The 18371-nt window shown below is 46.4% G+C and carries 21 protein-coding genes; 9 read left to right on the top strand and 12 right to left on the bottom strand.

Annotated elements, in window-relative coordinates:
* Positions 1-25 precede the first annotated feature (25 nt).
* Positions 26-970: a DUF4351 domain-containing protein gene (locus H6F74_RS24160; protein ID WP_190444752.1), complete on the top strand. Its 945-nt coding sequence runs from the start codon at positions 26-28 to the stop codon at positions 968-970.
* A 202-nt stretch (positions 971-1172) separates the two neighbouring features.
* The gene (locus tag H6F74_RS24155; RefSeq protein ID WP_190444751.1) at positions 1173-1745 is read left to right on the top strand and encodes a thermonuclease family protein; all 573 of its coding nucleotides are present in this window, start codon (positions 1173-1175) and stop codon (positions 1743-1745) included.
* Positions 1746-1887: 142 nt separating this feature from the next.
* Here H6F74_RS24155 and H6F74_RS24150 read toward each other — a convergent pair whose 3' ends face one another.
* From H6F74_RS24150 to H6F74_RS24140, 3 genes are all read right to left on the bottom strand, one after another.
* Positions 1888-2142 carry a LapA family protein gene (locus H6F74_RS24150; protein ID WP_190422764.1) on the bottom strand — a complete coding sequence of 85 codons (255 nt, stop codon included), beginning with the start codon at positions 2140-2142 and terminating at the stop codon, positions 1888-1890.
* A 161-nt stretch (positions 2143-2303) separates the two neighbouring features.
* Positions 2304-3743, bottom strand: coding sequence for a phosphoglucomutase/phosphomannomutase family protein (locus H6F74_RS24145; RefSeq protein ID WP_190444680.1), 1440 nt, complete (start codon positions 3741-3743; stop codon positions 2304-2306).
* Between the two features lie 32 nt (positions 3744-3775).
* The gene (locus H6F74_RS24140) at positions 3776-3988 is read right to left on the bottom strand and encodes a hypothetical protein (protein WP_190444679.1); all 213 of its coding nucleotides are present in this window, start codon (positions 3986-3988) and stop codon (positions 3776-3778) included.
* Between the two features lie 48 nt (positions 3989-4036).
* Here H6F74_RS24140 and H6F74_RS24135 point away from each other — a divergent pair, with 48 nt between their 5' ends.
* Genes H6F74_RS24135 through tsaB form a run of 3 tightly spaced genes read left to right on the top strand, consistent with a single transcriptional unit; the run spans position 4037 to position 6053 of the window.
* On the top strand, positions 4037-4597 hold the full coding sequence (locus H6F74_RS24135; RefSeq protein WP_190422768.1) for an Npun_F5560 family protein: 561 nt from the start codon (positions 4037-4039) through the stop codon (positions 4595-4597).
* A complete protein-coding gene (locus tag H6F74_RS24130) occupies positions 4590-5339 on the top strand; it encodes a hypothetical protein (protein WP_190444678.1) in 750 nt (249 codons plus the stop codon). Before H6F74_RS24135 ends, H6F74_RS24130 begins: the two co-directional genes overlap by 8 nt.
* A gap of 36 nt (positions 5340-5375) precedes the next feature.
* Positions 5376-6053, top strand: coding sequence for a tRNA (adenosine(37)-N6)-threonylcarbamoyltransferase complex dimerization subunit type 1 TsaB (gene tsaB / locus H6F74_RS24125; RefSeq protein ID WP_190444677.1), 678 nt, complete (start codon positions 5376-5378; stop codon positions 6051-6053).
* A gap of 73 nt (positions 6054-6126) precedes the next feature.
* Here tsaB and H6F74_RS24120 read toward each other — a convergent pair whose 3' ends face one another.
* The 5 genes from H6F74_RS24120 to H6F74_RS24100 form a co-directional block, all read right to left on the bottom strand.
* Positions 6127-7272, bottom strand: coding sequence for an ABC transporter permease (locus tag H6F74_RS24120; RefSeq protein WP_190444676.1), 1146 nt, complete (start codon positions 7270-7272; stop codon positions 6127-6129).
* 321 nt (positions 7273-7593) lie between these two features.
* Complete coding sequence (locus tag H6F74_RS24115; RefSeq protein WP_190422775.1) at positions 7594-8466, bottom strand: Npun_R2479 family HD domain-containing metalloprotein; 873 nt, start codon at positions 8464-8466, stop codon at positions 7594-7596.
* 321 nt (positions 8467-8787) lie between these two features.
* Positions 8788-9678, bottom strand: a complete 891-nt coding sequence (locus tag H6F74_RS24110; protein ID WP_190444675.1) for an alpha/beta hydrolase — start codon at positions 9676-9678, stop codon at positions 8788-8790.
* 114 nt (positions 9679-9792) lie between these two features.
* Positions 9793-10137: a DUF1815 family protein gene (locus H6F74_RS24105; RefSeq protein WP_190444674.1), complete on the bottom strand. Its 345-nt coding sequence runs from the start codon at positions 10135-10137 to the stop codon at positions 9793-9795.
* A 501-nt stretch (positions 10138-10638) separates the two neighbouring features.
* Positions 10639-10851 carry a DUF2839 domain-containing protein gene (locus H6F74_RS24100; RefSeq protein WP_190444673.1) on the bottom strand — a complete coding sequence of 71 codons (213 nt, stop codon included), beginning with the start codon at positions 10849-10851 and terminating at the stop codon, positions 10639-10641.
* 78 nt (positions 10852-10929) lie between these two features.
* Between H6F74_RS24100 and H6F74_RS24095 the strand changes: the two genes are divergently transcribed.
* On the top strand, positions 10930-11082 hold the full coding sequence (locus tag H6F74_RS24095) for a hypothetical protein (protein WP_190444672.1): 153 nt from the start codon (positions 10930-10932) through the stop codon (positions 11080-11082).
* Here the strand turns inward: H6F74_RS24095 and H6F74_RS24090 are convergent.
* Positions 11066-12685: an ATP-dependent DNA helicase gene (locus H6F74_RS24090; RefSeq protein WP_190444671.1), complete on the bottom strand. Its 1620-nt coding sequence runs from the start codon at positions 12683-12685 to the stop codon at positions 11066-11068. The genes H6F74_RS24095 and H6F74_RS24090 overlap by 17 nt on opposite strands.
* 87 nt (positions 12686-12772) lie before the next feature.
* On the bottom strand, positions 12773-14347 hold the full coding sequence (locus tag H6F74_RS24085; RefSeq protein WP_190444670.1) for a pentapeptide repeat-containing protein: 1575 nt from the start codon (positions 14345-14347) through the stop codon (positions 12773-12775).
* 290 nt (positions 14348-14637) lie between these two features.
* Between H6F74_RS24085 and H6F74_RS24080 the strand changes: the two genes are divergently transcribed.
* Entirely contained in the window at positions 14638-15474 is an 837-nt protein-coding gene (locus tag H6F74_RS24080) for a prephenate/arogenate dehydrogenase (protein ID WP_190444669.1), read from the top strand.
* 78 nt (positions 15475-15552) lie between these two features.
* On the opposite strand, the gene H6F74_RS24075 is transcribed toward H6F74_RS24080, so the two are convergent.
* The gene (locus H6F74_RS24075; RefSeq protein WP_190444668.1) at positions 15553-16371 is read right to left on the bottom strand and encodes a methyltransferase domain-containing protein; all 819 of its coding nucleotides are present in this window, start codon (positions 16369-16371) and stop codon (positions 15553-15555) included.
* 231 nt (positions 16372-16602) lie between these two features.
* On the opposite strand from H6F74_RS24075, the gene H6F74_RS24070 reads away from it, so the two are divergent.
* Both H6F74_RS24070 and H6F74_RS24065 read left to right on the top strand, forming a co-directional pair.
* Complete coding sequence (locus H6F74_RS24070; RefSeq protein ID WP_190444667.1) at positions 16603-16782, top strand: hypothetical protein; 180 nt, start codon at positions 16603-16605, stop codon at positions 16780-16782.
* An 86-nt stretch (positions 16783-16868) separates the two neighbouring features.
* Complete coding sequence (locus tag H6F74_RS24065; protein WP_190444666.1) at positions 16869-17126, top strand: hypothetical protein; 258 nt, start codon at positions 16869-16871, stop codon at positions 17124-17126.
* Between the two features lie 132 nt (positions 17127-17258).
* On the opposite strand, the gene H6F74_RS24060 is transcribed toward H6F74_RS24065, so the two are convergent.
* Positions 17259-18266: a hydroxyacid dehydrogenase gene (locus tag H6F74_RS24060; protein WP_190444665.1), complete on the bottom strand. Its 1008-nt coding sequence runs from the start codon at positions 18264-18266 to the stop codon at positions 17259-17261.
* Positions 18267-18371 lie beyond the last annotated feature (105 nt).

Genomic DNA, 18371 nt, shown 5'->3' with positions numbered 1-18371 from the left:
GAACGCTCCAACTCCTAAAGAAAGGATGATTGACCACGATCGCTTATTTAAAGAACTACTCACAACTTTCTTTGTGGAGTTCATAGAGTTATTTTTGCCAGAGGTAGCGGCTTATCTGGAAAGCAACTCCATAGAGTTTTTAGATAAGGAAGTCTTTACAGATGTTACTGCTGGCGAACGTTATGAAGCTGATTTAATCGTCAAGGCTGAATTTCGAGGTGAGGAATCTTTTTTCCTAATTCATGTAGAGAACCAAGCACAACATCAAACTGACTTTGGCAAGCGGATGTTTCGCTATTTCTCTCGCTTGTCTGAAAAATTCGACCTGCCTGTGTATCCTGTGGTGGTGTTTTCTTATAACAGTCCCAAAACTCCAGAGCCTAACGTTTATTTGGTTACTTTTCCTAATAAAGTTGTTTTGCAGTTTAACTATGATGTCATTCAGCTAAATCAGCTTAATTGGCGAGATTTTGTGCAGCAACCCAATCCAGTTGCTAGTGCGTTAATGGCGAAAATGAACATCGCTCCTAAAGACCGCCGTCTGGTAAAATTTGAATGCTTGCGTCTTTTGGCTACTTTGAGGCTAGACCCCGCTAAAATGCAATTAATTTCCGGTTTTATTGACACTTACCTACGTTTAAATGCGGAAGAAGAAAGGCTTTTTCAAGGTGATATTGCTACGATGGAGCCAGCCGAACAGGAGGTAGTTATGCAAATCGTCACTAGCTGGATGGAAGAAGGCATTGAACAGGGAAAGCAACAAGGAAAACAGGAAGAGGCACTATCGCTGGTTATGCGCCTACTGCCTCGGCGAATCGGTGCAGTTGCTCTTGAGTTACAACAGCCCATTCAGCAGCTATCTCAGGATCAGTTAGAAGATTTAGCAGAGGCGCTTTTAGATTTCTCCTCAACGGCAGATTTAGAGGATTGGTTGCAGCGTGTTTCAACTGAGTCTAATGAGGGGCAATGAAGCGTGGGAGGTTGCTGGGTATGGGTTAAAGATGTTCTGATGAGTAAATCAGCGCGGTCAAAGAGTTGGTTAGAAGCGCGATCGCTTCCTCAATAACCCTTTTTAACACGAGAGTAGCTGCACGCGATCGCGCTGATGTAACTATGCCAAGATGGAAAACATCTGTGCTGCTGAAAGCTTCATTATTTATAAATACTTGACGATGACTCGCACGCGAACATTATTTCAGAACTCCCTCAAATTGACTGGTGCTGCTGTCCTTATCCTTAGCTTGGTGGGCTGTGAAGCTATTTTTGGCCCTCCCACGTACCCAGTTAACAACGTTAGCGATGGGGATACTATTAATGTGAAGGATGACGGGGGGAAAAACATCAGCGTGCGCTTTGCTTGCGTGGATGCTCCAGAAATTCCTCACACCAACAAGGAAAAGCAAAGCAAAAAAACAGCGGACAAAAACCAATTTCAGTGGGGATTTAAAGCGCAGCAGCGTTTGCAAGAACTGGTGAAACAAGGTGGCGATCGCGTCCGCTTGACTATCACCGATACTGACCAGTATGGGCGCAAAGTAAGTGAGGTGCGCCTGCCTGATGGGACTTTTGTTCAAGAAGTTTTGGTCAAAGAAGGGCTGGTGCTGGTTTATCGCGAATACATAAAAGATTGTCCCAGCGCGGCTATTGTTGAGCAAGCAGAAGCTGAGGCAAAAAAGGCGAGACGCGGTGTCTGGCGAGATACAAAATTTGTGGAACCTTGGGACTGGCGGAGTGCAAGTAAGTAGCGCAATATGCCTACACCCTGAAGGGTGAGGCTACACAAACTTGCGTTCGCCTGCGCGTACTAAGAGAAAAATGAAGCATTTTGAAACCTACACCCGGCAGATTTTGTTTGAATAGCCGCGCCTACAGTCGTCGGGGCAATAGCTATTCAAAATCTTCTTCGGCGTACTCAGATTGCAGCTGCCTGTTGCCACGCGACCAGAAAAGAGGCGCGATCGCACCGCCAATTGCTCCCACACCAGCGCTAAAAGCCAGCACAACGCCCACTGGCATCTGAATTGACTCAAATGTGAAAAATTTCAGCGACACTGATGTGGCGTTCTGTACGGCAAGGATGGCGATCGCGCCTGCCCAAATCGCTAAAATTATGGATGTGAGTAAATTGGTAAAGGTTTTCATTTATTTTGTTAAACCTTGATTCACCGTAGGTAGGGCGTCTCGCCTGCCATTATAAAACAGGCGAGAAACCTGTTTTATCAATATTAATAAAGGCAAGACACCTGTTCTACGGATATTAAGAAAAGTCCCACATCGCGGACACTCCTAACTCTTCCTAGCGCCTAAACTTTTGCTGGTTCCAACTTGTTAATCGTTTGTTCCATTTGTTGAGCGATTTGGCTTTGTTTTTCGGGAGAGTTTGTTTCCAGATAAACGCGCATCAGTGGTTCTGTACCAGACGGACGCAGGAGTACCCAACTGCCATCTTCCAGGTAAAGTTTGATGCCGTCTTTACGTCCTACTTCTTTGACTTTAATTCCCGCAACTTCTGTTGGGGGATTTTTGGTGAAAGAATCGATGACAGCGGCTTTGTGGGCATCCTCTAAGTGCAAGTCTAGGCGTTGGTTGTACAGAGGGCCATCAGCTTCAGCGATCGCTTCTTCTACCAGTTGCGACAGTGGTTTGCCTTCGTAGGCGATCGCTTCTGCCACTAGCATATCTGCTAAAATTCCATCTTTTTCGGGAATATGTCCGACAATGCTCAGTCCGCCTGATTCTTCACCGCCAATCAGCACCTGCGTCTCGCGCATTTTCTCGCCGATGTATTTGAAACCTACAGCAGTTTCGTAGATTTCCAAACCGTATTTTGCAGCAAAGTTATCTAGCAGGTGGGTAGTAGCAACTGTACGGACAATTGCCCCAGTTTTGCCTTTATTTTTGATCAGGTGACGCGCCAGCAATAGCAGCACCGTGTTGGGTGTCAGTACGTTGCCTTGTTCGTCTACAATACCGAAGCGATCGCTATCTCCATCCGTCGCCAAACCCAAATCCGCTTGATCGCGGCGTACCGCTTCGACCAGTTCCTCCAGCTGTTCTCCCTTCGGTTCTGGCATTCCGCCGCCAAATAGTACATCGCGGTGTGTGTGGAATGACTCAGTTTCGCAACCGCAGTGTTCTAACACGGTATCCAAATATCCGCGAGAGGTGGAGTACAGAGCATCGTACTTCACCTTCAGTCCGGCGCTCTTGATTCGCTCTACATCCAGCAGCGTGTAAATAAACTGGAGATAATCTGGCTTCGGGTCAAAGGTAGAAATCTTATCGGTATTTTTGCCCGAAGCCGGCTCATCTGATGCCTCTTCAATATTGGCTACAATCGTGTCTGTAATTTCCGGAGTAGCTGGCCCAGCATAGTCGGGGATATACTTAATGCCGCAATAGGGTGCAGGGTTGTGAGAAGCAGTGAACATCAGCGCCCCTGCTGAGTTGAGAATTTTGGCGTTGTAAGCAATTACCGGAGTCGGGCAATCCCGATCGACAATTTTTACTGTCCAGCCTAAGTCTACAAGAACTTCAGCAGCAGTACGGGCAAACTGGTCAGCTAGAAAACGGGTATCGTAAGCAATTAAAACTGGTCGGTCTTGAGAATAGGCGGTTTCGAGATAACTAGCGATCGCCCGCGTTACCTTACACACATTGGAGAAGGTAAAGTCCGAAGCAATAATTCCCCGCCATCCATCCGTGCCAAACTTTATTTTATTGGAACTGCTGGCTACACTCATCTTGACCACTTCCTCTTTATTCCACCTAAATACTACAAGACACCCACCGCTTTGAGATGTCGCCGCCAATCACAAATAGCCGTGTTTACACAAGTTATTTGAATTTGACGGTAGAAAATCCAGATGGATCTGAGAATACGATAGAATCTACCCTTAATTTCAAACAAGAGTAGCAATAAGGTGTCAATTGCCCTAGCAAATGGTAAATTAGCTGCAACAGCAATATGAGTAATATGCGATCGCATCGCTTCCTCGTATGGGGAAAATCATCTCAAGAGGAGTTCTAAGCCATTGTGAGCCAGACTGACACCCCCACCCTACAAACACTTCAATCTGACGTAACTCGCCTGCGCGAAGAGTTGCAAATGCGAGACCAATTGGTTCAGCAGCTGTCTCAAGAACTATTCCGGCTGGTTAAGGGCAATGCCAACTTTATGCCCAAGCCGGAAGTTTCTGAGCGTCACATGGCTCAGATGAGAGCGCTGCGAGAACAACTGCAAGAAGTTGAACAGCAGGTGACTTTCTATCAAGAGCAGATTACTTCCCGTGACACGGAAATTTATCAATTGCGGCAGTCGGTACAGGAATTAACTGACCGCAGCCGGATGTTAGAGCAGGTGGTACAGGAGTTACCGCAAATTTATAAACAGAAATTTGCCGAACGCATGGCACCAGTCCGCGAGAAAGTGGCGATGCTACAACGGGAAAACCGTCAACTCCACGCAGAGTTACAAAGTGTCAGCTATCGTCTAGCGATAAGAACCCGCCGCACGACAACAACGGGCATTGATTTGCCTAGTTTCCCGCGCATGGGTAATGCTCCTGGCCCTATTCCTACCTTTGGTCATGCGTAAAGTTCTGATTGTGGTCGATGCGGAGGTTGATGAAACTGGGGAAATAATCGCAGCATCGCCCACAACAGCCCAGATGGTGTCCGCGCTTAAGGCGAATAGCCCGAAGATAGGCGCAGTCGCACAAACTAAGCCCGCCTTTGCGGGCTTACAAAACCAAGGAGAAGCGCTACCAGCAGCAGTAAATGTCCAAGTAGTTAGCACTCAGTGGTTAATTATCAACAAACAACTGACCAGTGACAACAAACTAATTTGGTGTCCTTTGACGTTGAATTTGCCGGAAAATTTGGATTTTCCAGCTCAGAGCGTCTACAATGCTTGCCGCGATGTAACAGGTTTGCGCCAGCTGGTTGAGCAATTAGGATACGCCACAGGTGTCGGAAATTTCTGGTTAGCAGTGGTTCTCACCGCTAAAGGGCCGCTCTACGGCGAGGTAATTGGTAAAGATGAGGCGAGTGAAGGCTTAAAATACCGGATGCCTGTGCATCTATCCGACTCACAACGTCAGCCACTTTACCAGCTAGGGTACAAGCTGCTGCAATATTTATCAGCTCCACCAAGCGTTTATTTATTACAGTTCGGGTTTAGCGATAAAAATCTGGTTTTTGACCGACTTTTGCCGTTTCCAGCCGAAAGCGCGATCGCCAGCATCGGCATCCAAAAGCCAAATTTATTCGCTTGTCACTGGCGCTGCTTGGCTAGGCAGCCAATTTATGACCTAGAAATTATCGCTTCAAAATTATAAAAATGTCGAGCGATCGCTCCTTGTAGGCTACTAAGTATGGATTCCGTGCAGTTTAATTCTAATAAATACGGCTTAGCACTCCACACCAGCAGCCCCGAACTAGGTTTAGCCTTAAGCAATTTTGCTCTGAATTCGCGTTCTTCTACCTGGGATTTAGGGCGCGATTTATCAAGTCATTTACATCAACATCTAGCTGAGTTCATCCAGCCGCAAACCTGGGCAGATTTGGCGTTTATTGCCGTAGCAATTGGCCCCGGTAGTTTCACCAGCACTCGCATCGGTGTCGTCACCGCCCGTACACTAGGGCAACAGTTGAATATTCCCGTGTTTGCCATCTCCACCTTGGCAGCTGTTGCTTGGTCGCATTTGGGATTGGCAAAGGACAACGGAAAAAATGCGATCGCTATCCAAATGCCAGCCCAACGCGGTCAATTATTTGCCGCCATTTATCAAGTTTCCCCATCCGGTTCAGGACTTACCCGATTGTTGCCAGATACGGTGCTAACACCGACAGCATGGCACCAAACCCTAGAAACGCAGCCTGATACCTCCTATCAGCTAATTGACATCCCCGCGGGCGCTGGACTGGGTGCCTCAGTTTCCAGTGTATTAGAACTTGCCTATCTAGATTGGCAAAAAGAAAAGCGCCCCCACTGGTCGGAAGCGCTACCGTTTTATGGTCAACATCCAGTTGAAGATAAACCAGCTGGGTAGGTCTAACAACCCCAACCAAAATAATCACCAACTCTGATAAAGATGTCTCAAGCAACTTGCTTGAATACTTAAACTACCGGCGCAAACTCCGGGGATCGAGGGCATCCCGCAAGCCATCTCCCAGCAAATTAAACGCCAACACCGTGAGGATAATCAACAGCGCCGGAGGCCAGATCAACCAAGGCTGCAACACTAAAATTGAAGCATTAGTCGCCAACGACAGCATATTTCCCCAAGAAGGATCGGGCTGCTGAATGCCAAGCCCAATCAAACTCAGCACCGATTCTGCCACGATAAACCCAGGCACCGCCAGCGTTGCTGAGATAATTATGTAAGTGGCTGTCTGCGGCAAAACGTGACGCACAATAATGTAAAGCGGTTTCGCGCCCATTGCTCGCGCCGCTTGCACAAATTCTCGCTCTTTAATTGACAGCACCTGTCCCCGAATCACCCGCGCTAACCCAGCCCAGCCGATGAACGAGGTAATCAGCACAATCAACAAAAACCGCTGGGCGCTGCTAAGGCCAAGTGGCAGCACTGCGGCAAGGGAAACTAGCAGATACAGGCTGGGAATGGTCATCAGCACTTCCACGGCACGCATTAAAATGCCGTCAACCCAGCCACCGACGTAGCCAGAAATCCCCCCCGCTAACATACCCAGTGGAAAGGAAATGATAATTCCCACTAAGCCGATGCTGAGGCTTATTCTGCCACCATGCAGCAGGCGGCTGAACTGATCGCGCCCCTGTTCATCGGTGCCTAATAAATTCAGTTTCCCTTCTCCAACAGCGCCGAAGAGGTGCCAATCCAAGGGGATACCAGGAAATATTTCTACCTCATCAAATTTGGGTGGCAATGGCAGGCGCAACTGAAACAGTGGGTATTTTGCTCCCCGGACAAAAAAGCGTACTGGTGACGGTTTTTGGAAGTTTACAGTTAATTTGCGATCGCCTGTCTCGATATCTGTTGGCCCCTGAGTCGTAGGATAAACGTGAGGCCCAATAAACTCTCCTGCTTGGTTGCGCCAGTATATCTTGGTAGGTTCCAACAAGGAGGTATTTGGCTGCACGTCACACAGGCCATTAGACAGGTCATAAGTGTCACAGGGACGGTAAGGAGCCACAAAATCAGCGAAAATTACTGCCAAATAGAAAACTATCAGCAATACAGCCCCTGATCGTGCCAAGGGATTATTTTTTAATTTTTGCCACCAGTTCATAAAGTTATGAGTTATAAATTATGAGTTCTGAATTAAATGATAAGCCAGTATCTAGAATTTCATAGTTTATTCTGATTCCTAACTTATAGCCGTTCTCGGTTGAGTCAAATACAGTCGGAACCTAACGCCCAACGCCCTTCCCACCTTTCCCTAGCCCTCCCCTTCAAGGGGAGGAGAAAGGAAAATTTTGTTCTTGGAAGGGGGCTAATTTGAAAGCCTCTCTCCGGAATTGGAAAGAGGTTTAGAGAGTTCTAAACTATACCGCATACCAATGAGAACCGTTATATTTGCTTCTAACTCAAAATTCAAAACTTAAAACTCTTACCTAAGCTGCCCCTCCAGTTGTCTCCGCTCATCTTCAGCACTTTCGTGTTCAACAACAAACACATTCGAGTAGAGGTTAGCAATGATTTGTTTACCTTGCTGTGTTAGCTGTAAGTAACGGAGCGCATCCTGAATATACGGGAATACTCCATGCCAGTAAAACTTGGGATAGTTCCGCCGCAAATCTCCCGGATGCTTATAATTCAGGGCTTTATTCACGCCCGTTTCTTCAAACTCATAATACAGCGCCCCAATTTTCTTCAGATAGCGGGGATCGCTGAGCTGACCAATCAAGTCAGAGGCACGAACCAAGCCTGGATAATTGACGGTATCTTGATGATCCTCTGCTGTTGGCACCGGGAAACGGGTTAATTCGATATTGTGCTTTATCACCTCAGCGTCAATCAGTTTATGACCGCCAAAGCGTTCCTCAATAAATTGTTTTGCTCGATCTACATGGTAAGGTGTCAAAGAAGCATCGCTCGATCCGCGAGGCACAGAAACCATTTCTCCATCTTTCCCGGTGGAGTAAAGTCGTTCTTCGTCTCTATCTTGGCGACACACTCCCTTAACGTAGCCGATGTCATGGCAAACTACGGAGATGATGAAGTGTAACCAGTCTTCACAGGACACTCCACCCTCACGAATGTGTCTCCCGCGTAAGATTTCCTGTCCCACCAGAGCTACTAAGATCGAGTGTTCTACGTTGTGATAGAGGGCATCGCTGTTAGCAATGTTTTCCAGAGCCATAGACCCCGCCCAGGCGATGATGTCTTCGTAGTCGGGCTTATAGCCGCCGTAGGTGCGACGATAGCCTTCACGAATGCTTTGAACAAAACTGTCAATTAAAATTTCTGTTGCGTTAAACATTCTGGGTACTCGCGCTTTTCTCAGTGCCGTGAGAGGGGAGATACTGAAATCTAGGAATAATTGAGCTGCGAGACTCTAACTTTACAAAAGACGCGATCGCTTTTAACTTGGCACTAGGCTAAGAATACAGCGCATCTGAGAATAAAGCATTTGTCTCTGTCTTACGGAATAGATACACCCCCTACACCTTCAGGATGCACTAAATTTGGGCGGTTGGTGTTGTCAACTGTCATGGTGCTTTGTGTTTCTCATCACAACCGCAAGCTTTGGTTTTGAAAGGCTCACAGATGAGGTGGGAATCTAGATTCTTCGATTCCTACCTCATCCTTTTAGAATAGGGGGGCGCAAAAAGTTTAATAGTTCTCGGTTGACAGTTTGGGGAACTTCCTGCTGCATCCAGTGACCGCAGTGACTAACGAATTTGAGCTTGAAAGGCGCATTTATCAAGCGTTCCATGCCTTCGGTGAGTTTGTGTCCAAAAAAGGCATCTTCTTCGCTCCACAGCATTAAGGTGGGTACGGTGATCGGTTCGGGCGATCGCCCCCAATGGTGCAACCAACTCTGCGGCGACAGGGAGGAGCGATAATAGTTCATCGCCGCCGCCAGCACCCCAGGTTTTGCCAATGCTTCTTGATACCGCTGGGTATCTTCTGCGGTAAACGCTCCTTTGCGAACCGCTTGTTCCCGAAATACGTTGTTTACAAAATCTTTTAAATTTTGTCGAATCAGCCACTCTGGTAAACCAGGAATCTGAAACGCCAGCACATACCAGCTGCGACGCAGTTGATCCAAGTTTCCAGCAAGTTCCTGCCAAAACCTATACGGGTGCGGCGCATTCAAAATTGCCAGTCTATTCAGAACTTGGGGAAACTTCTGGGCAAGATTCCACGCGATTAATCCACCCCAGTCGTGACCTACAATATGCGCCCGGACATAGCCTAGATTTTTAATCAATCCCCGAATATCAGCACTCAGGGTATCCAGGTCATAACCGCTTAGGGGCTTATCCGAATCGTTGTATCCCCGCAAATCGGGAACCACTACTTTAAAATGACGGGCTAGTGCTGGTATTTGATGCCGCCAGGAGTACCAAAACTCGGGAAATCCGTGCAGCAGTATCACCAGCTCCCCCTGTCCTTGGGTCACGTAGTGTAAGTGAATGTCGTTCGTCTCAATAAACTGGTGTTGCCATTCAAAATTGACAGCAGTCATAAACAGTAGCAGCCGTCCCTCGCCTGCGGATAGGACATAGGTTTCCCCTTTTTCAGATTAGCAGTCCCAAGAGCCAATCTGTCTAAAGATAGTAGCGAAACCTTGGCAACGAGTTTATCTCCGCTGCGGTACAACGGGACGATACTCCGAGGGGTTGATTTTATATTTGACTAGATTGGCTAGGTCTTGCAGCTGAGAAATGGCTTCAGCGCCCTCTAGCTTCATAAGTTCGCGGTCATCCCGCATTTCTGTCCAGGTGATGCCATAATCTGACACCAAAAAGCGAATCAGATGATTCTCCCCCAGACTGACCATAAATGATGCGCTATTCATTTGACCTCCGCAGGTATAGCAAGAAGCCAAATATCCCCGTTGCTCTAGCACAGTTGCCATAGCTTGGAGGTTCATCACTAGATCATGTACAAATTGACGGTGTTGCTCTGCAAGTCGTAGAAACACGGTTGTCCTCCAACCACCACACCTAAGTGTAAACGTTTTATACTTTCTTAAGATTTTTACCCTCAACCTATGCGCTATGTTAGGTTAAGAGAATTGAGTCTATCAAGAAACTGAATAATACCAGCTTTGCACCAAGTTAGCTTAAGTATCTAGGAATGCAAAGTATCAACAGTAACAATGAGCTTCACTCAAGAGCATTGTAAACACCCTGAGTGACGATTAAAGTATCTGCCTCTGGCTCGGTAACAATGAGCTTCACTCAAGAGCATCCTAAACAACATAGAGAAAGCTTAGTTCTACCTAAAGGATGACTTGGGGCTGAAGTGGTGCGATGTTTCAAAACGACGAACCTTTTAGCGAGGTTCGCGCCGAATAAGAATTAAAAATCACATTTATAAACTCAGCTTATATAAGCTGAGTTTATGTAGGTGGAAGCATTAAGGCAAGTCTGGCAAATGCTTCACCGCTAGAAACTTCACCCAAGTAAACTGTTGCCAGACCCTAGTTGACTTGCCACCAACCAAAGGAAGGGCCGATGAAGCGAATAGTCACCCAGGTACCTATCAGGAAGCTGATCCCAATCCAGGCCCCCCGGTTGCTCCATTTGACGAACTGTTGTGCTTGAGTTTTAGTAATCGGTAGCCAGGGAAGAATGTAAGCCTGTTGACCGTATTTCTCTCCGAGTGCTTCTTTACGACGCTTGGAATCACCCATAATTGATAGTTTTAGATACTTGTTAATAATAACCCTGGGGTTAGGCCCGTTGCCGGAATTGTTTATAGAAATTACGAAATGGGGGGCTGGGGACTGGGGATTAGGGACTGGGGACTAGGGATTAGGGGCTGGGGACTGGGTAAGATTCTTCCCAATTCCCAATTCCCAATTCCCAATTCCCAGTCCCCAGTCCCCAGCCCCCAGTCCCCAGCCCCTAGCGATCGCCTGTAAACCAGTTGGTGTCCAAATAGTTGATTCGTGCTAGAGGACTAAGCGCTTCCAGTACCTGAGAACCATAGCTGCGGTGATTTACGCGGCTATCGAGTAGAGCAACAACACCTTGAGATTCTCGCACGGGCGCGATCGCTCGCTGTAATTCACTCAACGCCACGGGCAACAGATACAGACGAAACCAGTCTTGACGCTGCTGTTTATAATAAATTACCCGACCAGCTACCAAAGGATTTTCTAGAGAAGGTATGGGCAAAGTCGCAATTACTAGCAACTGGGGAGCAGGTAACGTCTCCTGATGATGTCGCCAGAATTCCCAGCCTGTTACTAAAATGCCATTGTTTGACACGCGGGCTTTTTCTACTTGTACGCGGGAGCCAAACTCACCAGCCAGAGCAGCTGCTACCTGCGCCCGGAGTGGTGTATCCTCGACTAAAATCACAGCTAGTTTGTGGATGTCCGGATTATTTACGGGCAATTTATCAATTTCTTCGATTAACCTCCGGACTTCTTGAATCAAAAACCCCTGAAATTGGGGCGTATTGGGGAAAGGGAGGCGATCGGGGAGGTACAGATGAATTAATTCATTTTGCCTGTCTGGAGAAAATTTTATACAAGTTAAATCTTTTATCCCTACGCGCTGACGATAGACTTTAGCTTCCGTCTCCAAATCAAGTGCTGCACCAATTAACACTACCGGATCTTGATGCCAAATTTTTTCTAAGGCGGTTGCTACTTCAACCGGGCCACAAGACAGAGAAAACTGCCCTTTGGATCTCTTCATTTGGGCCCACATCAGTTGGTTTGAGGATCGCGATCGCTCCCAGAAATTCTGCCATGCGGGGGGTAGTTTGTCTTCCGCTGTCTGCTGTCCGTTGTCAGTAGCGATCGCGCCTAGCACTGAAGTGATAAAATCCGCATTTCGGTCTACTAAACCGTTACTAGGAGGCATTGTTAATGACTCGTAGAGATGCTGCAAAATTCCTTGCTCTGATCGAGAAATCAGATAGCATTCATAGGGATTTACTGGATGCTGGAAGAGTTCCTTTGTCAGTTGTACTCGCGCATCCAGAATCGGCCCTGTCTGGTGAGGAAAAGCCCGCATCAAATCGTCCCAGTCTTTGGGTTGTAAGCAAACTGTTAACTGCTCCCGCGCCAATTCTTCCAACTCATCAGCACCATCAAAGATAGTAGGGATGCCAGTTGGTATGCTTCCCAAATTTTTTAAGCGATCGCTTAACCAAATTTCGGGCGATGTCAGCAGCAACCCTTGGAAGTTCTCAGGCAAAGCGTAATCTGTAATTATCGCCTTATCCGTTTTCATCCATTGTTGTAACTGGGGAATTTGCACTTCTATCAAGCGCTGTTGTACCGATTCTGGAGCTACCACAATTACTGGGCCCTGCCACAGCAAAGCAGGGCTGAGGTAACTCAGACGGTAACTTCCCATACTCTGGGGCGATCCAGTTTGTATCAGGGCAGAACGCCCCAATCGCAAAGCCCGCGCCACCAGCCTCGCCATTGTTAGATGATGGGGCCAAGCTCGGTTTCCCTGCTCGCGTAGGAATGCACGTAGTGAGGAATGAACTTCTACCTCTATCACTTTAGTTAGATGCTAATTGAAGGATTACTAATTGCTAATTGAAGGATTACTAATTGCCGCCCTTAGCAACTAGCCAATCTACTTATATTAGCTCTGCTGAGATTTTTCCAAATAATTAAATTCTTTGATAAATTCAATTACCGTACCTACAGGAGGCAAAGTGGAGTTTTGTGGTTCTACGGAGGGATTTTTCGGAGGGCTGCCTAAGTTAGACAAATTCATAAACCGTTTGCCAAAAACCGGGTGATGATAAACATTTAAGGTTTGATCGGTAGAGTTGTTTAAAACAGTTTGGGTAGGAGCTTGAAAGAAGTGTACTTTGTCTTTGAGTCCTGGTAGAGCTTGGAAAATATCTATAGCGCTAACCTGGTTAATGGTTTTACTCAGTGCTGCGGTTAATTGCTTGATTCGATAATTATCTTTAAGGCCAAGGGTGTCTATATTTTGGGATTGGAGGATGTGCAATAGGGCGATGATATTTTTGTGAGTAGCTGCTGCATCGTAAAAGGGAAGAATCGCAACGTAAGCGAGGGGAAATAATTGATCGTTGCTGTCCATTCGGAAGGTGAGAATGGTTTTTCTTGAGCTTACCTCCAAACTGGGGGGATTGCCGATACCGGGATAGTGCTTAGCGATGTGATGATAAGTGGTGGCTAAAGCTAAATTTGCCTCCATATCTAATGGTGCGTCAACGATAATCCGGACGGTGGGGAGGGTTTCATTAAAGAACTTTTTTGATTCTTCGGTGGTGAGGCGGAAAATTTCAGTGCGATCGCCATCTGGACTCAAATCAACCCACTCGCAAGTCATTCCTTCTGTTTTTAGCCCGAAGCGCGACACAGCATAAAGTTTAGCTCCTGTCAAGATAGCACCTGTCAAGTCGGCTCCAATCCAATCAGCTTTAATCAATCTAGCTTGAGTGAGATCCGCATGAACTAAGCTGGCATTAAGTAAATTAGCGTTGCTTAAGTCTGCCCCAATTAAGTTGGCTCCACTTAATTTAGCGCCGCTTAAGTCTGCCCAGCGCAAATTCGCCCCGCTTAAGTCCGCCCAGCGCAAATTCGCTCCGCTCATATCTGCGCCGCTCAAGTTGGCGCGAGAAAGATTAGCTTGTCTGAGTTCAGCTTCTCGGAGATTTGCCCCACTCAAATCGGTTCGGCTTAAGTCGGTTCCATTCAAGTTAGCCTGTTCCAAGTTAGCACCAGTCAGGAAGGCTCCCCGGAGATTGGCTTCATTCAAACTGGCACGCGAGAGGTTGGCTTGTCTGAGGGTTGCTTCTCTCAAATCGGCACCGCTGAGGTTAGCCGATCTGAGATTGCATCCACTGAGTTCGGCGCGAATTAGTTCGGCGCGAATTAGTGCCGCCTGAACCAGTTCGGCTCCCCCCATATCTGCCCGAATCAGGTTAGCTACGTTAAAGTTTGCCTGGTTTAAGATGGCTTTGCTGAGATTGGCACCACTGAGTCTGGCGACATTGAGTTTCGCGTGACTCAGGTTGGCACCACTCAAATTGGCACCACTGAGGTTGGCAACACTTAAGTTAGCGTTACTCAAGTTAACACCACTGAGGTTGATGCCACTCAAGTTAGCCTCGGTCAAGTTAGCCGCCACAAAGTTTCTGACCCCGGCTGCATATTTTACTATCAATTCATCGACATTCATTGGAGCCACCTCGCCAGCATTCTCATTTTATGGTTAGGAGTAGTGTGCTAAAGCCAAGCCTTGCGGGTCATTTTCCATTTTGAGTAGCTGGATTGGTGTGCAGCAGATGAACCCTCGCTTTGCTTCTATTATTCTGGCTTGTTCTAGCATTTATCCAAAGTTGTACAAGCCTTAATCTAGCGTGTCTATCTGTAAATCTTAGTTAGAAGTTTGGTGTGAGTATCCTCCGCATGATGAAGGATGAATAAAGAAATCCATTATGCCGCGTCACAATAGCGGCGGGAAGGGCGATGAATATTGGTATTGTAGGGCTGGGACTGATTGGCGGATCGCTGGGCTTAGATTTACGAGCGGCTGGCTATCAGGTTTTGGGGGTGAGTCGTCGAGACAAGGTTTGTCGGGATGCGATCGCGCGTGGCGTTGTGGATGATGCGGCTGTGGATATGGCGCTATTGGCAGCAGCAGATGTAGTTTTTGTTTGTACGCCCATTAGCGCGATCGCATCCACGGTACAGCAGCTAATTCCCCATTTGTCTGCTGATGCCATCATCACTGATGTTGGTTCGGTGAAAAAGTCGGTGGTTGAGGCAATTACACCACTTTGGGCTAATTTTGTCGGGGGACACCCGATGGCTGGTACTGCGGAAAGTGGTTTAGAAGCAGCGGTGCAAAATTTGTTTGTTGGTAAGGCTTATGTGCTTACACCAGTGGCGACGACACCACCAGCTGCTGTAAAAACGGTTGAGGAAATTGTGCGAAGTCTGGAAGCTAAAATTTATCATTGTTCTCCAGAGAACCACGATAAAGCTGTGGCTTGGATTTCTCATTTGCCAGTGATGGTGAGTGCTACTTTAATTGATGCGTGTATCAGCGAAACCGATCGGGTTGTGCTGGAATTAGCGCAACAGTTGGCTAGTTCTGGTTTTCGGGATACCAGTCGCGTTGGCGGCGGAAATCCAGAGTTAGGCTTGATGATGGCGCAGTACAATCGTCTTGAGTTGTTGCAAAGTCTCCAACAATATCGTCACTGTCTCGACGAAATTATTTCCCAAATTGAGCAAGAAGATTGGGACAGTTTGCACTCAAAACTGACAACTACTCAAAGTAAGCGATCGCAATTTTGTTAAAAAGCTGACGGGGTAACAACCCCGTTAGTTTGCCACCTCCAGGCATTGTCTTTCAATAGCGCCTAGAGAAATAAACTCTTATATTTTTTGGGCAACGTGAAAAGCTGAAATATAGAATGCCTGAATACTCCCTGTGCGCCTTTCTAGCGTTTCCCTCAAACCTTTAAACAAAGAATCTCTCTTGTGCGGTAAGAGCGCAATGTACGGCGATAACGTACTTAAAAGCATCAAATAATCATCAATACTATAGGTGACTTCACACGCCATCTGTTCGTACACTACGTTCTTAAACAGACCTGAGTCAATGAAATTCTGCCCCAGCCCTCTGAGAATTTCTCCCTGAGTTTCCCTGTCTTCATAACGTGCAAGCTCCGGAGCCTGAGCCTGATAGACTTCATTCAACGCTTGGTAAACTTCATACGGGGGTTGAGGTTCTTTGTTCCACAGCAAAATCAGAGAACCGTTGTCTTGTAGCGCAGCAGCAGCTTTTGGACACCTAATTTCTGATGAAACCCAGTGAAACGAATTGGCTGCAAGAACGGCATTAAATCTCTGAGGCTCTAGCTCCCACTCTTCAAAGGTGGTATTTCTAATCTCTACAGCCGGATAGGTTGCACAGTTCTGTCGCGCTAGTTGGCAAGCCTCCTGGCTTGGTTCCAGGCATACCATTGAGAAGCCCAATTTGGCAAATTCTACAGTTGCAGTCCCAGGGCCGCATCCTATCTCAAGAGCGATCGCGTCTTTATCAAGTTGAGCTAACTCTACAGCACGACGAATTAGTTCTTTAGGATAGCGCGGTCTTGCTTTGTTGTAGGCATTTGCCACCTCCCTATACCAAGTTTTTCTTTGCTGCAAGTCTTTGTCATACCAGATTTTTTCTTGTTCTGAATCTTTCACGATCTATCTGTCTAAAAGCAAATATTACTCCCTCCGCAGGAAGCTGATGAATGCAGTGTAGGACTTTCGGTAAGCAAATATAGCAATTCAAGGGTTGGGTGCGATACATCTGAAGGGACATGGCAATGCCATGTCCCTTCCACCCATCTGAGAAACGCTATAGTGTCGGGAAATTGGTTTTTTTAACTTCGCCAGCAGTTGTGACAGTTAGATAACTGTCTGCCTTTAGAAGTGACGCTATCTAGATTTGCTAAAGCGATCGCTTTTGAGCTTTGGAGGCTACAAGCTTTGACCTGTAAGGCTTTAGCGCGTTCAGCCGTAAAAAGTCAGCCTTGTAAAGACGCGATCGCCTTTGTCTCAACCTCTAAAAGTGACACAGAAGCATCCCAAAGATTCTCTAGAGTTTTTTAATGTAAATCCAGAACGATAAATCGGTATCAAACCCGCATAAACAGTCTTTCGTGTCAACAAGTTTTGAATAATAGGGCATCAAACTAATGCAAAAAGATATGAACTTCCCAATGGTGGCTATTGTTAACGATTTAGATGCTCTGATCACAGAAATTGATGAAAACCCGCACCTTTCTTCATGGGTGGTTCGTCTGGTACTCAAGTCTATTAAAGATAAAGCTAAGAGAATGGCCACTGATATACCTCAACCAGAATATTTGAATCAGCCAATTCAGAACAAATCTTTCAAAAGTTCAAGTAATATTAGCTACCAAAAAATCAAGGTTTTACGGCAAGGGCGGTAGATTGTGCCGGGATGCGATCGCATTTTTCATCACTTCATGCCAACTTCCAAAAATAAAAACAACCGAAATTTTCTCCGGCTCCCCTCTCCGCCTGCGGAAAGGGGTTAAGGGTAAGGTGAAATTTCTGCCGTCTTACTTATTGTTAACAACATTTTGAGGTTTATTTTGAGTAAACGCCAAAATGTTTTCCACAGTTGTCTTGATAATTCTTTCTCTCGCTTCGCGGGTATTGAAAGCACTATGAGGCGTGACAATTACATTAGGCAGACGCATCAAAATTAAGTCTGCTAATAGCGTTTGCAAGTCCTCTTGCTTGCGGTCAACAGCCTGTAGCAATTCAGAATCTTTCCGCAAAACCAATTCTTGTGGTAATACATCCAAACCCGCAGCAGCCAACTTACCTTCTATAAGTGCGTGCAGCAAAGCTTGAATATCTACTACACTTCCACGGGCTGTATTAATTAAAATTGCCCCATCTTTCATTATTGCAAATTGCTCAGCGGCAATTAGGTGATGGGTATTCTTGTTAGCTGGAACGTGCAGTGTGATAATATCAGAAGTTGCCAATAACTTTTCTAAATCAGCATATTCAAATTTCAATCTATCGGCTAATTCCTGCTTTGGATGCACATCAAAGGCAACAACTTCCATCTGAAATCCCGTGGCAATCTGAATTACATATTGCCCGATGATCCCCGTACCAACTACACCCAACGTTTTACCGCGTAGGTCAAAACCTTGTAGCCCTTTGAAGGAGAAATAACCTTGACGAGTGTTATGGACTGCCTCAATAATATTGTGGCTGATTGCCAGCAATAATCCAAAAACGTGTTCAGCAATAGTATTTTCCCCGTAATTGGGAACGTTGCAGATTGTCACATTCTGAGTTCGACAATATTCTGAGTCGATGTGGTCAAAACCAGTTGAACGGGTGGCAATTAATTTGAGCTGCGATAAGTGTTGGAGAACTTCCGCATTAAGCTGGGAATCGATGAAGGTGGAGACAACATCGGCATCGGCATATTGTCCAGCATTTGTGCTTTTTAGTTGCTCGTCCACGAACTTAAGTTCATGTTCCTTACTCAAATCATTGAACGCCTCTTTTTCCCAATCTTCGACTTCAAAAATAACTACTTTCATCACTTTACCTCTGACGTGTAATTAATTCAGTTTCGTTTGATTCTTGAAAGTCATTCAGAGTGCCATGCCGTTCGCTCAAGAATAATTGTAAGTTGGGTTTAGCCA

The organism is Trichocoleus sp. FACHB-90 (genome assembly GCF_014695505.1).
Lineage (GTDB): Bacteria > Cyanobacteriota > Cyanobacteriia > Cyanobacteriales > FACHB-T130 > Funiculus > Funiculus sociatus.
This window is presented reverse-complemented; position numbering and strand designations above follow the sequence as displayed.